15 protein-coding genes are annotated in these 14,905 nt (G+C 64.1%); 11 read left to right on the forward strand and 4 right to left on the reverse strand.

The window, feature by feature from the left end:
- From IEX78_RS08480 to IEX78_RS08490, 3 genes are read left to right on the forward strand one after another with little or no spacing between them, the layout of a single operon-like run.
- Positions 1-249 carry a hypothetical protein gene (locus IEX78_RS08480; RefSeq protein WP_188828377.1) on the forward strand — a complete coding sequence of 83 codons (249 nt, stop codon included), beginning with the start codon at positions 1-3 and terminating at the stop codon, positions 247-249.
- Positions 234-995: a glycosyltransferase gene (locus IEX78_RS08485; protein WP_229683815.1), complete on the forward strand. Its 762-nt coding sequence runs from the start codon at positions 234-236 to the stop codon at positions 993-995. The genes IEX78_RS08480 and IEX78_RS08485 overlap by 16 nt, the downstream gene beginning before the upstream one ends.
- Positions 992-2,548, forward strand: a complete 1,557-nt coding sequence (locus IEX78_RS08490; protein WP_188828378.1) for a class I adenylate-forming enzyme family protein — start codon at positions 992-994, stop codon at positions 2,546-2,548. The genes IEX78_RS08485 and IEX78_RS08490 overlap by 4 nt, the downstream gene beginning before the upstream one ends.
- 34 nt (positions 2,549-2,582) lie before the next feature.
- Here IEX78_RS08490 and IEX78_RS08495 read toward each other — a convergent pair whose 3' ends face one another.
- Positions 2,583-3,950 carry a phthiocerol/phthiodiolone dimycocerosyl transferase family protein gene (locus IEX78_RS08495; RefSeq protein ID WP_373291590.1) on the reverse strand — a complete coding sequence of 456 codons (1,368 nt, stop codon included), beginning with the start codon at positions 3,948-3,950 and terminating at the stop codon, positions 2,583-2,585.
- Between the two features lie 70 nt (positions 3,951-4,020).
- Between IEX78_RS08495 and IEX78_RS08500 the strand changes: the two genes are divergently transcribed.
- From IEX78_RS08500 to IEX78_RS08510, 3 genes are read left to right on the forward strand one after another with little or no spacing between them, the layout of a single operon-like run.
- On the forward strand, positions 4,021-4,299 hold the full coding sequence (locus IEX78_RS08500) for a hypothetical protein (protein ID WP_188828380.1): 279 nt from the start codon (positions 4,021-4,023) through the stop codon (positions 4,297-4,299).
- Entirely contained in the window at positions 4,296-4,619 is a 324-nt protein-coding gene (locus tag IEX78_RS08505) for a YlcI/YnfO family protein (RefSeq protein ID WP_188828381.1), read from the forward strand. Before IEX78_RS08500 ends, IEX78_RS08505 begins: the two co-directional genes overlap by 4 nt.
- Positions 4,620-4,644: 25 nt before the next feature.
- Positions 4,645-5,184 carry a pentapeptide repeat-containing protein gene (locus IEX78_RS08510; RefSeq protein WP_188828382.1) on the forward strand — a complete coding sequence of 180 codons (540 nt, stop codon included), beginning with the start codon at positions 4,645-4,647 and terminating at the stop codon, positions 5,182-5,184.
- A 3-nt stretch (positions 5,185-5,187) separates the two neighbouring features.
- Here IEX78_RS08510 and IEX78_RS08515 read toward each other — a convergent pair whose 3' ends face one another.
- The 3 genes from IEX78_RS08515 to secA all read right to left on the reverse strand — a co-directional run bounded on the left by IEX78_RS08515 (position 5,188) and on the right by secA (position 8,745).
- Positions 5,188-5,583, reverse strand: a complete 396-nt coding sequence (locus IEX78_RS08515) for a type II toxin-antitoxin system VapC family toxin (protein WP_188828383.1) — start codon at positions 5,581-5,583, stop codon at positions 5,188-5,190.
- Entirely contained in the window at positions 5,580-5,858 is a 279-nt protein-coding gene (locus tag IEX78_RS08520) for a hypothetical protein (protein ID WP_188828384.1), read from the reverse strand. The genes IEX78_RS08515 and IEX78_RS08520 overlap by 4 nt, the downstream gene beginning before the upstream one ends.
- A gap of 94 nt (positions 5,859-5,952) precedes the next feature.
- Positions 5,953-8,745, reverse strand: a complete 2,793-nt coding sequence (gene secA / locus IEX78_RS08525; protein WP_188828385.1) for a preprotein translocase subunit SecA — start codon at positions 8,743-8,745, stop codon at positions 5,953-5,955.
- A gap of 241 nt (positions 8,746-8,986) precedes the next feature.
- On the opposite strand from secA, the gene IEX78_RS08530 reads away from it, so the two are divergent.
- The 5 genes from IEX78_RS08530 to IEX78_RS08550 all read left to right on the forward strand — a co-directional run bounded on the left by IEX78_RS08530 (position 8,987) and on the right by IEX78_RS08550 (position 14,898).
- On the forward strand, positions 8,987-10,372 hold the full coding sequence (locus IEX78_RS08530) for a WS/DGAT/MGAT family O-acyltransferase (RefSeq protein ID WP_188828386.1): 1,386 nt from the start codon (positions 8,987-8,989) through the stop codon (positions 10,370-10,372).
- Between the two features lie 31 nt (positions 10,373-10,403).
- Positions 10,404-10,955: a DUF6912 family protein gene (locus IEX78_RS08535; protein WP_188829461.1), complete on the forward strand. Its 552-nt coding sequence runs from the start codon at positions 10,404-10,406 to the stop codon at positions 10,953-10,955.
- An 82-nt stretch (positions 10,956-11,037) separates the two neighbouring features.
- Entirely contained in the window at positions 11,038-12,168 is a 1,131-nt protein-coding gene (locus IEX78_RS08540; protein ID WP_188828387.1) for a ferredoxin reductase, read from the forward strand.
- A gap of 86 nt (positions 12,169-12,254) precedes the next feature.
- A complete protein-coding gene (locus IEX78_RS08545; RefSeq protein ID WP_188828388.1) occupies positions 12,255-13,559 on the forward strand; it encodes a fatty acid desaturase family protein in 1,305 nt (434 codons plus the stop codon).
- A 97-nt stretch (positions 13,560-13,656) separates the two neighbouring features.
- Positions 13,657-14,898 (forward strand): fatty acid desaturase family protein, encoded by a 1,242-nt coding sequence (locus IEX78_RS08550; RefSeq protein ID WP_188828389.1) that lies wholly within the window; start codon positions 13,657-13,659, stop codon positions 14,896-14,898.
- The last annotated feature ends 7 nt before the right edge of the window (positions 14,899-14,905 follow it).

Genomic DNA, 14,905 nt, shown 5'->3' on the forward strand with positions numbered 1-14,905 from the left:
GTGAATCCGGTCGTGCTGCGGACCATTCCCATTCTGGGCTGGCTCTTCATCGGCTTCGGGCTACTGCGTCCGGTCCGTGCGCTTTCGGTGCCGTTGCGGTTGGTTTTCTGGATCGACGTCGTGCTCAGCGTCGGGGTGCACGCCGCGCAAATTCCGGCGGCGCGTCGGGCTGCGGGACCCGGAGTTCCGCTTGGTCGGGTCGTTGCGATGACCATGCTCTTCGGTGCGACCTGGTGGAAAACTCTGTGACGCTGTGGGTTGTTATTCCGGCGCTCAATGAGGAGCGCGGGATCGCCGGTACGCTCGCGGCGCTTGCCTGCCAGGACGACGTCGATTTCACGGTTGTTGTCGTCGACAACGGGTCGACGGATCGGACCGTCGAGCTAGTGCGCTCCTTTGCCGATGCCCACCCGGTTCCTCGTCTTGAGGTCATTGCCGAGGCGCAGAAGGGCACTGGCGCGGCGGCCGACACCGGGATGCGGTACGCCATCGCCCAGGGTGCGACGCTGCTTGCCCGCACCGATGCCGACTGCCTGCCCGCAGCGGATTGGATTACCCAGTTGCGGGCGGGGTTCGCGAGCGGGTTACGGCTGGTCAGCGGGCAATTGTTGCCGCGCACCGACGAAGACGTTTCCTGGTTCGATCGCACGGTCATTCGCGTCGCGCTTGAGGTCGCGTCCGAATTCGGGAAGCTGCGCCCCGGCAATCGCGACCCGCGCTATTTGGGGCCGTATGTGATGACGCCGGGATGCAATATGGCGATCACCGCCGAACTGTATGAGCTCGCAGGCGGGTTTCCGCGCACCGCGATCGAGGACGTCCACGAAGACCGCGCGCTGGTCAACGCGGTGCGGATGGTGACGACCGACTACGGGTTGCGGCGGCAAATGCGGGTACACGCGTCGAATCGGCGGGTGCGCGCGTGGGGCATTCGCAAGACGCTCGCGTGGTACGCCGACCACCGGTACCGGCCCGAGATTGTTGATATCCGATGAGCGAGGACTTCCTTTCGCTGCTCCTTGACCACGCGCGGCGAACGCCGGATGCCCCCGCGATTGGGCACGTTGGTGAGCCGTCGCTGAGTTACGGGGAACTGGCAGCGCGGGTGCGCGTTGTGGCGGAGAACTTGCGGGCGGCGGGGTTCACGCCGGGCGACCGGATGCTGTTTTCGATTCGCCCGAGCGTGTCGTCGGTGGTGCTGATTTTGGGGACGATCGGGGCGGGCGGCACGATCGCGTTTATTGACCCTGGGGTGGGGCCTTCGCTGTTCGCGCGGCGCGTGGCCTTGCTCGAACCTACTTGGGCCGCAACGGAATCGCTGTTGTACGCGGTGAGCGGGCCATTGCGTCGGGTTGGTCGGTTGCGTGGGTTGGCGTTGCCGTGCTTTGGGTCGTTGCCGGTGCGACATATTCACAGTGGGGCGTGGTTGCCGGGGACGCCGATGGGGTCGATCCCATTGAGTGCGTTGTTGGGTGAGGGTCGGTTTCCTCGTGCGGTTCGGGGGTTGCGCGCGGGTGGGGATGTTGGCGAGCTGTCGGATGCACTACCCGCTCATCCAGGTCGTGAAGCGCTCGTGGTGTTTACCTCTGGAACCACCGATGAGCCGAAAGGTGTTGTGCACACCCGTGGTTCGTTGACCGCCGGGTTGGCCGCGATTAGTGGCGAGACCACGCTCGGGCCCGGCGCGTTCTTGCATACCGAGCAACTGATGATGGGGTTGCCCGCGCTGCTCGCCGGGGCGCAGTGGGCGATGCCGCGGTATCCGCGCTTCGGCACGCATATTGACCCCGTCGCGTTCACGCGCGGGATGGGGGCGGCGACGCACGCGTTTTACACGCCCGCTGATCTGGCTGTTGCCCTCGATGCGATCACCGCGGGGCAGGTGGATGCGCCGCCGTACCTGCGCGAGGTGATGCTCGGCGGTGCGCCGGTGACGACCGCGTTGTTGCTTCGGGCACGAAAGGTGTTGCCGCACACGGAGTTTCTCGCGATTTACGGGATGACGGAGATTCTGCCCGTCGCGGTGACGAGCGGGTCGGCGAAGCTGGCGCATAACGGAGACCTGCTCGGCAAACCGGTGCGCGGGGTCGTCGCGCGAATCGCTGACGACGGCGAATTGGTGCTCAGCGGCCCCAACCTGTGTCGCGGATATCTGGGGAACGAGCCGTTGACCGAGGTGCGCACCGGCGATTTAGCCCGCTTCGACGGCGAAGCACTCGTCCTCACCGGCCGCAAAAAAGACATGATGATTCGTGGCAAAACCAACATCTACCCGGGCCTATACGAGCCCGCGATCAACGCGCTAGACGGGGTGCGCGCGGCGATCATGGTTGGCGTACCTGACGAAATGGGCGATGAACGCATCATTTTGGCGGTTGTCGCCGACGGTGATGGGGCTGGATTAGTCGCTTCACTACGAGCGCGGCTACCTTCGCTGATCGACGTGACGGCCCTGCCGGACGACATCGTGTTGGTCGACGCGATCCCGACAAGCGGTCGGACGAACAAGCCGGATCGAGATGCGCTGCGCAAGATGGTGAGTTCCTGAGCCCTGGGCAATCGGGTGTGAGGGAGTCCGGGGTTCAGCGGGTCAACGCGCGGATCATGTGGTCGGCCAATGACTCGATTTCACCTCGCGTCAGCATGGTTTCGACGTAGCAGAACGTGAGGGTCATGCGGTTGTTCATCGTCGCGGCAACGACGGTGAGGGCGCTCGCGCACGGGTTGGTTCCGGCGGCGATCAGGCTCGAAACTCGGTCGGGAGCAACGGGATTGGGGATTGGACCCAAGTTGCTCAACGTCACGTTGCAGGGAGCGCGGCGGTCGATGAAGTCGATGCGGGCGCGGTCCATGCCCGATGGGCAACCGTAGCGAATTGCGGCGAGGGCCGTCAGGTCGTGCTTGCGCGAAAGACGGTGGGCGAGTTCGCGTTTCGCCCACCGTGCCGACTGCCATAGCGAGCGCGTACGCCCGAACGGAATGAATGCCGGGACAACAGCGGTGTACATGCCCGGCTCGTCGAAGGCAACGGGCGGCGTGAGGCGTGGACGAAGGTCGATAGGGATGCCGATACCCGCGATGCCGACCCCGCGCGGGGCGGCGATGTCGCCGACCGCATGGGCGAGCGCGCCAGCTAGCGCGGCGTTCACCGTCACGTTCGCGCGCCGGGCTTTCGCGCGGAGAGCGGCGGTGTCGATCGGGTCGACTGTGCGAATCACCGTGCGGGTGCGGCGAATTCCCATCGGCGGGAGGGTGCCGGGCAGCCGTTTCGTGCGACGGACGAACGCGGTGAGTTGACTTGCCGCACTGACCCACATCGCCCGAAGGAACCGAGCCTGGGCGCGCGGGATGAGGTCGTCGGCGGGCGGAACCGGTGGGCGCGAAACGTCACCGCATGGCGCGGAAGTGGACCCCGTAATGTCCAGCTGGTCCATGACCGAGTCGGCCCTCGTATCCAGCGCGCGCTCCGATGTCAGGTCACTGACGCTCGGCGCAGGCGTCGCAAGCGCCAGCGCGAGCAACCCCATTCCCAACGTCGCAACCGAACGACCGTCGAGCAGCACGTGCGACAGCGTCAAGATCAAGTCGTGGTGTTCATCAGCGGTGCCCGGCCGCCACACCAGGTCGATCAATCTCCCTGGGGCAGTCGCCAAATCGACCGGCGTCGCTAATTCCTCGTCAAACAACGTCCGCCACTCGTCCGGCCGCTCAGCGATGCGGTGCAACACGGGCAGGTGTGGGTCAAGTGAGCGCGTGAGCACCGGGCCGTCAACGACAACCGCGCGCAACAGCGGGAATTGGGCGACGAGCGCGTCGGCGGCGTCTTCGAGTCGATACGGGCCGATGGGCCCATGCACGCGCACCCGCACCACCGAATTCGCGGGCGACAACTGGTCGATGAGCCAAAACCAACGTTCAGCGGGCGAAAGCGGCCGCTCGGATTCGGTCATCACCCGGCCGAGCGTAACGAATAACTCAGGACACTTTCTCAGCCACTTACTACGTGCGTATTATGGACTTATGGGTTTCGAGTGGCCTGATTGGGCGATCGCTCACCTGATCGGTATCGAACCCCGCGAGGTTCGGCAGGTCCTCGCAGCGAAGCATCGGTGGCCGCGTCCCGCGGGCGATGGTCACCTCGCCGTTTTGTCGCTGTGGGGGCGCACCACAGCCGGTCGCGCGTTGATCGTCGTCATGCGACAGCGCGAAGACTGGACGTGGGTGATCATCGGCGCACGGGCGATGCGCGCCGATGAACTGGCGCAATTCGAGCAGTGGGAAAGTGAGCAGCGGCCATGAGCGAGAATGACTACCCGTCAACAAAACAAGAGCTCGCCGACTTCATGGACCGGCTGAACTTTACCGACGCGCCCGCCGACGTGCCGCCAAGGTTGCCCGCGAACGAGGACATCATGGTCACCACCTCCATTCGCCTACCGCTCGGATTGCATTCGCGCCTCAAAAGCTTGGCCGACGAACGCCGAATAGGGGTGTCGACACTGTTGCGCGAATGGGCGGAGGCGGCTGTCGCCGAGATCGACGACGAAGACCAAATGATCTCCCTCGCCGAAGCCAAGCGCGCACTTTCGCGCGTACATCCCATTCACCGTGCGAGTTAATTCCACCGGGGTGTAAAACACTTCTATGAAGTTCTGGCGCCGCAGAACGCCCATCCCCGAAGTCCCGATGTGGCCAACCTGTCCCGACGCTGCCGCAGCGCTGCGCGCGTACCTCGCCGCACTGCCCGCCGATCCGACGGTGAGCCGCACCTCCGAAATGGAGTTCAACGGTTGGGGTTTGGACTTACGCGGCGGCGACCTGTCTGGTCTTGATCTTGCCGGCGCCGAATTGGGTCAGGCAGTCGCGACCGGCGTGCGCATGGTCGACACCGACCTGTACCGGGCGTGGATGCTCGACACCGACCTCTCGGGCGCCGACCTCACCGGAGCCGACCTCGGCAAAGTCCAAGCCTGCGAAACCGTATTGCGCGGCACGGTTTTACGCGGCGCCCGATTGATGCGAGCCGATTTCCGCGGCGCTGACTTCCGCGACGCCGACCTCACCGGAGCCGACTTACGCCACGGCACTTTCGTCGACGCCGATTTCCGCGGCGCGAAAATGCACTACTGCCGGACCGAAGGCGCGGACTTCCAAGGTGCGCTATTTGAGATGGCCTCGGTTTGATGGTTATTCAAGCACCCGCACCTTGCACATCACCCCCGGAGCATTCGCCAATCTTGCGTCAGCAGTGAGCAATTCACACTCATACGCTTCGGCCGCCGCCACGTAAGCCGCGTCGTATGCGGTGAGGTTGTCGTGTAGTTCCCACATCCTCGGGACGAGTACCCGGGTGAGCGGAACCTCGGGGTCGAGGTTCGCGACCGCCGTGACCGCCTGCGCGGCCTGGGCCGCGCTGATCGTGCCAGCGCGGGCGAAGCGGCGAATGACCGACAAGACTTCGACCGTCCAGTGCTGCGGGGCGATCCACCGGTCGTCTGCCTCAAGCGCGCTGCGACATCGCTCGCCCAGTTCGCCAGGGTTGAGCAGCGCGTGCGCGAAGACGGACGCATCGACGACGATCACCTTTCAACACCCGGACGAGTAAACGCCTCGTCGATTGCCGCATCACGCTCGCCGCGTTCAGCATCGAGAGCAACGACGATTTCCCGATCAGCGAACGCGAGATCCCACGTGACCGGGCTGAACTTCTTTAGCACCGCGATGTTGTCGTTCCGACGAACCTCGTCGCGAACGAGCTCGTACAGGAACGCCTGCAGGGACTGACCGCGCTGTTTAGCCAGCGCGACCAGCTGATCGCGCAAGGGTTCGGGAACGTCTCGAATCTGCAAGGCAACCATACATGCAATAGTGCATGCACTCGCGACTTGTTGTCAATAGCGAAAAAGGCGCCCTCCCGGAACGAACCGGGAGGGCGCCTTCAAAGGTGAAGTCTTAGCGGCGACGCTTACCCTTCGCATCACCGCGCGCCGCCTCACGACGCTCCTTGCGGGTACCTGACTGCTGGCGGCCGCCGTATTCCTGTGCGTCGGAATGGGATTCGGCGCGACCGTCTTCAGCGGGGCCCGAGTAGTTCAGGCCGCGCGGGGACGACTCGTCAATCCCTTTGGCGCGCAGGGCGGGTGGAGCCTGCTTCTCCAACGGTGCCACCGGAGCACCGACCGGGCTACGCAGGGTCGGGTCGACCGAAATGCCAGCGGGCTCAGGCTGCTGCACCTCAACCTGCAGGTTGAACAGGAAGCCGACCGACTCCTCCTTCAACCCCTCAAGCATCGCGGTGAACATGTCGAAGCCCTCACGCTGGTACTCAACGAGCGGGTCGCGCTGCGCCATCGCGCGCAGGCCGATGCCCTCCTTGAGGTAATCCATCTCGTAGAGGTGCTCACGCCACTTGCGGTCGAGGACCGACAACAGCACCTGGCGTTCGAGGTTGCGCATCGCGCCCTCGCCAGCGAGCCCGTCGATGTTCTGCTCGCGCTTCTCGTACGCGGTGTGCGCGTCGTCGAGCAGCGCGCGGCCCAGCTCTTCGCGGCTGAGTTCGCCGGCCTCGCCGGTAGCCGTTTCACCAGCGAGTTCCTTGGCGTCAAGGCTCACCGGGTACAGCGTCTTGAGCGCTGTCCACAGCTTGTCGAGGTCCCAGTCCTCAACGTATCCCTCGGCCGTCGCGCCGTCGACGTAGGCGGTGACGACGTCGGAGATCATGTTCTGAACCTGACCCTCCATGTCCTCGCCACGCAGGATCCGGTTGCGCTCGCCGTAGATCACGGTGCGCTGCTGGTTCATGACCTCGTCGTACTTGAGGACGTTCTTGCGGATTTCGAAGTTCTGCTGCTCGACCTGGGTCTGGGCGCTCTTGATGGCCTTCGAAACCATCTTGGCTTCGATCGGCACATCGTCGGGCAGGTTGAGGCGGTTCATGATTGCCTCAAGCGCGGCACCGTTGAAGCGACGCATCAGTTCGTCACCAAGCGACAGGTAGAACCGCGACTCGCCGGGGTCGCCCTGACGACCCGAACGACCACGCAACTGGTTGTCGATACGACGCGACTCGTGGCGCTCGGTGCCGAGCACGTAAAGCCCGCCCGCCTCGCACACCGTTTCGGCGTCGGCCTTGGTCTGCGCCTTGACCTGCTCAAGCGCCGAATGCCACGCGGCCTCGTACTCGTCGGGAGTATTGACCGGGTCGAGGCCCTGCTTGCGGAGCAGGATGTCGGTGATGATGTCGGCGTTGCCGCCAAGCACGATGTCGGTACCACGACCGGCCATGTTGGTCGCGACGGTCACCGCGCCCGGCCGACCGGCCTCGGCGATGATCTGCGCTTCCTGCTCATGGAACTTCGCGTTCAAAACGCTATGCGGCACACCGCGTTTGGTGAACTGCTTGGACAGGTACTCCGAGCGCTCAACGCTGGTGGTACCGATCAGGACCGGCTGACCCTTCTCGTGCCGCTCAACGACGTCGTCGACGACCGCGTTGAACTTGGCCTCCTCCGACTTGTAGATGAGGTCGGCCTGATCCTTGCGGATCAGCGGCTTGTTGGTCGGGATCGGCACAACACCGAGGTTGTAAATCGAATGCAGTTCGGCCGCTTCGGTTTCGGCGGTACCGGTCATGCCCGACAGCTTGTTGTACAAGCGGAAGTAGTTCTGCAGGGTGATCGTTGCCAGCGTCTGGTTCTCCGGCTGGATCTCGACCTTTTCCTTGGCCTCGATCGCCTGGTGCATGCCCTCGTTGTAGCGGCGACCAACAAGGATGCGGCCGGTGAACTCGTCGACGATGATCACTTCGCCGTCGCGGACGATGTAATCCTTGTCGCGCTGGTAAAGCTCCTTGGCCTTGATGGCGTTGTTCAGGTAGCTGACCAGCGGCGAGTTGGCTGCCTCGTAAAGGTTGTCGATGCCGAGCTGATCCTCAACGAACTCGACACCAGCCTCGTGCACACCGATGGTGCGCTTCTTGATGTCGACCTCGTAGTGCAGGTCGGGCTTGAGCAACGGTGCGATGCGCGCGAATTCGGCGTACCACTTCGACGACGCGTCAGCGGGCCCCGAGATGATGAGCGGGGTGCGCGCCTCGTCGATGAGGATCGAGTCGACCTCATCGACCACGGCGAAGTTATGCCCACGCTGGACGAGATCGTCGAGCGAGTGAGTCATGTTGTCGCGCAGGTAATCGAAGCCGAACTCGTTGTTCGTGCCGTAGGTGATGTCGGCGGCGTAAGCGGTACGCCGCTCGGCGGGCGTCATGCCGCCGAGGATCACGCCGACCTCAAGCCCGAGGAAGCGGTGCACACGGCCCATCCACTCCGCGTCGCGCTTGGCTAGGTAGTCGTTGACGGTGACGACGTGCACGCCATCGCCGGAAATGGCGTTGAGGTAGGCGGGAAGCACACAGGTGAGCGTCTTGCCCTCACCGGTCTTCATCTCCGAGATGTTGCCAAGGTGCAGCGAAGCGCCACCCATGATCTGAACCTTGTAGTGCTTCTGGTTCAGCACGCGCCACGATGCTTCGCGGGCCACCGCGAACGCCTCAAGCAGCAGGTCATCAAGGGTTTCGCCATCGGCGTAGCGTTGGCGGAACTCGTCGGTTTTGGCGCGCAACTGCTCGTCGGTCAGCGCCTCGATCTCGTCGCCATACGCGATGACCTCATCGGCGAGGTTCGACAGCCGCTTGACCATGCGGCCTTCACCAATCCGTAGCAACCTCGTCAGTGTCAGCGCAGGCACGGGTCTCGTCAGTCCTCTGGTCGGGGTGGGGTTTATCGGCGATCGTAGTGCGGGTAAGTCCGGCAACCACCGTACCCGTCCATACGACGGGCTGCCCGTCGTACCGGCATAGGCATCCGACCAGGTCAGAAGCACCGGTCGAGCGACGTTGCCAGTCAGTAGTATTCGCGCGGTCCTGACGTAGGATGTAGCGCGTGCCCGATCTGCGCGTCGCGCGGCACCGGAAGGAGTGGCTGAGCGCGTGATCACGAGATTGACGCCGCAGGACGCGTCGTTCTACCGGCTCGAATCGAGCAGTAATCCGATTCACATCGGCTCTCTCGCGATCCTCGACCCGGCGCTCGACTACCACCGCTTGCTTGAGCTCGTTCGTTCGCGCCTGCCGCTCGTGCCGCGCTACCGACGCAAAGTTCGCGAGATCCCGTTCGCCCTCGGTCGGCCAGTCTGGGTTGAAGACGCCACCTTCGACATCAGCTATCACATTCGCCAGTCCGCGCTGCCCGCTCCCGGCACCGACGAGCAGCTCTATGAACTCGTCGCGCGGCTCGCGTCGCGTCCACTCGACCAGGCTCGGCCGTTGTGGGAGATGTATCTGATCGAAGGGCTCAGCGGCGGGCGCTGTGCGGTGTTCACCAAATCGCATTCCGCGCTCGTCGACGGCGACACCGCGCTCGAAATCGGGCACGTGATCCTCGACAACAATCCGCAGCCGCGCGAATTCGCCGACGATGCCTGGCGTGCACCGCGCGAGCCAACCGACGTCGAGTTGCTCGGCGGCGCGCTTTCGCATTTGGCCGCCCAACCGCGCGACACCTACGAAGTCCTGCGCGATGTCGGTTCGAACGCGTTCAGCGTGGTTCGTGGCACCCGAATGGCGGTGAAGGCGGCAGCGAACGCGGTCCGCGTCGCCGCCGCGGGCACGCCCGATAGCCCGCTCAACGCGCGCACTTCGCGTAGTCGCCGCTTCGCTGTCGTCAGCACCAAACTTGAGGATTACCGCACGATCCGTCGACATTTCGACTGCTCGATCAACGATTCGGTGCTCGCCGTTGTCACCGGCGCGCTGCGCAACTGGCTGCTGTCACGCAACGAAGCGCTGATCGAATCAACGACGTTGCGCGCGGTCGTTCCGATGTCGGTCTATGTCGACGGCACCGACGCGCTCACGCCAGCGAGCGAGGTGTCATCGCTGCTCATCGACCTGCCCGTCGGCGAACCCAACCCGGTGATGCGGCTTTCGCATCTGGCACACGCGACCAAAGCGGCCGGTCAACAACGCAGAGGTGTTCGGGCGCGCACGCTCGTCCACCTCGCCGGTTTCGCGCCAGCGAGCCTGCACGCGATGAGTGTGCGCGCGGCGAGTACCTTCGCCGATAACACGTTTAACCTGGTGATTACCAACGCGCCGGGACCGCAGACCGCGATGTACATCGGCGGCGCGCGCATGCTTGAGATGTATCCGGTGTCGCCGCTCCTGCGCAATCAGACGTTGAGTTTTGGACTCACTTCCTATGACGGTCAGGTTTTTTACGGACTCAACGCCGACCGCGACGCCATGGCCGATATCGACGTGCTAGTCGCGTCGGTGCACGAATCAATGGAGGAGTTGCTCGGTGCCTGTATCTGACTCAGACCCCGCAGGGCCCGCCCAGGGCAAGTTGCGCGTCTACATTCCCGCCACCATTCCGATCCTGCGACAGCTCGTCGACGAGCGTGAGTTCTTCCCGCTCGGGGCAACCGCGTTCGCCGTCACGCCCGCATTGCGTGAGGCGTACGCCGCTGGCGACGAAGAAGAGCTCGCCGACGTCGCGATGAACGAGGCCGCGCGCGCGTCGTTGCGGCTGCTCGCCGCCGAGCGCGACGGAGATGACGACGCCGACGACGACGCGACCGCGCCCGACGAAGCGGCGAATCCCGGCAGCCCGATCTACCGCCGCGCGGTGATCGCCGCCGACGTCACGGGCGCGAAGCTGCGCCCCGACCTCGACGATGCCGTGGTGAAACTGGCAGGCCCGATCAGCTTCAAAGAGGTCGCTTCGGTGCACGTCGACCTTTCCGACGCCGAACCGCAGGTCGCCAAGGCCGTCGACGTGATCGACGCCGCCGATCTTGGTGACCCCGACGCCGAATTCGTGCTTGGCGACGCCGAAGATCATCAGCTCGCTTGGTACGCCACCCAAGAATTGCCATTCCTGCTTGATCTTTTGTGACTAGCCCGGGCGAACCTACGATGCCGTAACCTGGTGCGGGCGGCACCTGCCGCACGCTTACCACCAGGAGAATTCGCCCAGCATGGCACTGAACAAGTTCCGGGAATGGCTCGAAGCCCCCGCCGCCCACGTCAGCGAGCGCGGCGGCAAACTCAACGTGCTGCGCGGCGCGGTTGCCCGGATGACCACTCCCCTGCTGCCCGACGACTATCTGCACCTCGCCAACCCATTGTGGTCGGCGCGTGAGCTGCGTGGCCGCATCGTCGACGTGCAGCCCGAGACCGCCGATTCGGCGACGATCGTCATCAAGCCGGGCTGGGGTTTCGACTTCAAATACCAGCCTGGCCAGTACATCGGCATCGGCATCCTGATCGACGGCCGCTGGAACTGGCGTTCCTATTCGCTTACCTGCCCGCCGGATTGGACCGACGAAGGCGGCAAGCGCGTCATTTCCATCGCGGTCAAGGCCATGCCCGAGGGCAAGCTGTCGAGCCACCTCGTCAACGGGGTCGACGCTGGCACCATCGTGCGTCTTGCCGCGCCGCAGGGCGGGTTCGTGCTCCCGTCGCCGGTGCCGAAGAAGGTGCTGTTCATTACCGCCGGCTCGGGCATTACGCCGGTGGTTTCAATGCTGCGCGCGATGGACCGTCGCGACCAGGTCACCGATGTTGTCCACGTGCATTCCGCGCCGACCGAGGCCGACGTGATGTTCGGTGCCGAGTTGCGCGATCTCCACGACCGTCGCCCCGGTTTTGTCTCGCACCTGCAACTCACCGATTCGGCCGGGCTGTTCGCCCTGTCCAGCCTCGACGAGCTGTACCCGGATTGGCGCGAACGCGAGACGTGGGCGTGCGGCCCGGCGCCGATGCTCGACGCGATCGAGGGGCATTGGAAGGCGGCGGGAATCGCTGACCAACTCCATGTTGAGCGGTTCGAAATCGAGCGCAGCGCCGTCGGCGAGGGCGGCGTCGTCACCTTCGGCACCACCGGTCGCTCCGTCGAAGCCGACGGCGCGACGAGCCTGCTCGAAGCTGGCGAATCGGTCGGCGTGCAACTGCCCTTCGGCTGCCGCATGGGCATCTGCCAGACCTGCGTGGTGACCCTCGCCGAGGGACATGCCCGCGACCTGCGCAATGGCGAACAGCGACAAGCTGGCGACAAGGTGCAAACCTGCATCTCAGCGGCGGCAGGCGACTGTACGCTAGATATCTGACGACGCCATCACTTTCTGATAACGGGTACGCTGGGGGTTAAGACCTGCGCAAACCTTGCGCGCCGAAGCTAAGGAGCCGGTCGCCAGTGGCCATCACCGATATCCAGGCATTCGCCCACCTCACGGCCGCCGACATCGACACTCTGGGCAAAGAGCTCGACTCGATTAAGCGGGAGGTAGAAACCTCGCGTGGCGAGCGCGATGCCCGCTACATCCGTCGCACCATCGCCGCTCAGCGCTGCCTCGAGGTCGCCGCTCGCGCGCTGCTTTTCGGCAGCCGCAAGCGGTGGGCCTGGGTGAGCGGCACTGCCCTGCTTTCGGTCGCCAAGATCATCGAGAACATGGAACTTGGCCACAACGTCAGCCACGGCCAATGGGACTGGATGAACGATCCGGAAATCCACTCCACCTCGTGGGAATGGGACATGACCGGCCCGTCGGCGCAGTGGCGGCGCGCGCACAACTATTCCCACCACACCTACACGAACGTGCTCGGCAAAGACGAAGACCTCGGCTTCGGCATCTTGCGCATGACCCGCGACGAGGCGTGGCACCCCAAGCACCTCGTGCAGCCCATCGCCAATTTGGTCCTGGCCGCCACCTTCGAGTGGGGCATCGCGCTGCACGACCTCAGTATCGAAAAGCAGATCGCTGGCGTGAATTCGAAGGAATTCGCTTCGGCACCTAACCGCGAATTCGCGCGCAAGGTCGGCCGTCAGGTCACCAAGGACTTCGTCGTTTATCCGGCGCTCACGGGCCCGGCGTGGAAGTCAACGCTCAAGGCCAACGCGACGGCCAACCTCGTTCGCAACCTGTGGGCCTACGCCGTGATCTTCTGCGGGCACTTCCCCGACGGCTGCGAGAAGTTCACCGTCGAGCAGCTCGATGGCGAGACCCAGGGCGAGTGGTACCTGCGCCAGATGCTCGGCAGTGCCAACTTCGAAGCCGGGCCCACGATGGCGTTCATGAGCGGCAACCTCTGCTACCAGATCGAGCACCACCTGTTCCCCGACCTGCCGAGCAACCGCTACGCCGACGTCGCGGTTCGCGTGCGCGAGCTGTGCGAGAAGTACGACCTGCCCTACACCACCGGTTCGCTTGGCAAGCAGTACCTGCTCGCGTTCCGCACCATCCACAAGCTGGCGCTGCCCGACCGGTTCCTCAAGCGCACGGCCGACGATGCGCCCGAGACGTCGTCGGAGCGCAAGTTCGCTGGCATCTCGCTGCCGGAGGCGCTGCGCGTTGACCCGGCGACGGGCAAGCGGTTCGGGCTGCGGTCGGCATTGCACGACGCGAAGGTGTCGCTGGAAATCAAGGCGCGCCACGAGAAAGAAGTGCTGCGTGAGGCTAAGGCTGCCCTGAAATTGCGCCGCGCGCGTAGGCGTGGCTAATACACCGCAGTGATCGCCGCCACAATAGGACGATTCACACATTTAGGCCGCAAAATCCTTAACCTACGGAGTCGTAACCTACGGTACTGTAACCCGCATGGCGATCTCGGATGTCAAGGAATACGCGCACCTCACCGCGGCGGATGTCGAAGCTCTCGGAGCTGAATTCGACGCGATCCGCCGCGAAATCGAATCTTCTCGTGGGGCAAAAGACGCTCGGTACATCCGCAATGTCATCCGGCTACAACGCGCGCTCGAAATCAGTGGGCGCACTGTGCTTTTCGCTAGTTTCCTGCCGCCCGCCTGGTTGGCGGGCGTAGCACTGCTCGGCACGGCCAAGATCATCGAGAACATGGAGATCGGCCACAACGTCATGCACGGGCAGTGGGACTGGATGAATGATCCGGAAATCCACTCCACCTCGTGGGAGTGGGACAACGCGGGCCCATCAGCGCACTGGAAGATCACCCACAACTTCCTGCACCACAAGTACACCAACGTGCTCGGCATGGACGACGACATCGGCTACGGTCTGCTGCGCGTCACGCGCGACCAGCGCTGGATCCCGTTCTACCTTGGCAACCCCATCTACAACGCGCTGCTGCAAGCGCTGTTCGAATATGGCGTCGCCATTCAGCATTTGGAACTGGGCAAGGTCGCCAAGAAGAAGTGGGCGAAGGATTCGCCGGAATGGCAGCAGTTCGTTGCCGACCGCAATCTGGTTTTGAAGAAGATCGGCAAGCAGGCGGCCAAGGATTACCTGATCTTCCCGCTGCTCACCGGTCCGTCGTTCTTCACCACGCTCACCGCCAACCTCGCCGCCAACGTGGTGCGCAACGTGTGGACCAACGCGGTCATTTTCTGCGGGCACTTCCCCGACGGTGCCGAGAAGTTCACCAAGGACGACATCGTCAACGAAACCCAGGGCGAGTGGTATCTGCGGCAGATGCTTGGCAGCGCCAACATCTCCGGCGGCCCGGTGCTGCACTTCATGACCGGCAACCTGAGCCACCAAATCGAGCACCACCTGTTCCCCGACCTGCCGAGCAACCGGCTCGCGTCGATCGCGGTGCGGGTGCGCGAACTGTGCGACAAGTACGACCTGCCGTACACCACCGGGTCGATGCCGGTGCAGTACTTCAAGTCGTGGCGCACCATCGCCAAACTGTCGTTGCCGAATAAGTACCTGCGCGCGACTACCGACGATGCACCAGAAACCAAGTCGGAGAAGGCTTTTGGTGGTGCGCCAAGTACCGACCCGATCACCGGTGCTCGTCGTGGCCTGCGCACCGCGCTGGCTGCTGGCCGCACCAAGTTGGCCCGACGCGCGACGGCCTAAGACGTTG

The sequence above is a fragment of the Nocardia camponoti genome (assembly GCF_014646135.1).
Classification (GTDB): domain Bacteria; phylum Actinomycetota; class Actinomycetes; order Mycobacteriales; family Mycobacteriaceae; genus Nocardia; species Nocardia camponoti.

What these genes read in the sequence shown, in the direction of transcription:
- IEX78_RS08490 (WP_188828378.1), top strand. Translation starts at nt 992, where the DNA reads ATGAGCGAGGACTTCCTTTCGCTGCTCCTTGACCACGCGCGGCGAACG.
- IEX78_RS08495 (WP_373291590.1), bottom strand. Translation starts at nt 3,950, where the DNA reads ATGACCGAATCCGAGCGGCCGCTTTCGCCCGCTGAACGTTGGTTTTGG.
- IEX78_RS08500 (WP_188828380.1), top strand. Translation starts at nt 4,021, where the DNA reads ATGGGTTTCGAGTGGCCTGATTGGGCGATCGCTCACCTGATCGGTATC.
- IEX78_RS08505 (WP_188828381.1), top strand. Translation starts at nt 4,296, where the DNA reads ATGAGCGAGAATGACTACCCGTCAACAAAACAAGAGCTCGCCGACTTC.
- IEX78_RS08510 (WP_188828382.1), top strand. Translation starts at nt 4,645, where the DNA reads ATGAAGTTCTGGCGCCGCAGAACGCCCATCCCCGAAGTCCCGATGTGG.
- IEX78_RS08520 (WP_188828384.1), bottom strand. Translation starts at nt 5,858, where the DNA reads ATGGTTGCCTTGCAGATTCGAGACGTTCCCGAACCCTTGCGCGATCAG.
- IEX78_RS08540 (WP_188828387.1), top strand. Translation starts at nt 11,038, where the DNA reads ATGGCACTGAACAAGTTCCGGGAATGGCTCGAAGCCCCCGCCGCCCAC.
- IEX78_RS08550 (WP_188828389.1), top strand. Translation starts at nt 13,657, where the DNA reads ATGGCGATCTCGGATGTCAAGGAATACGCGCACCTCACCGCGGCGGAT.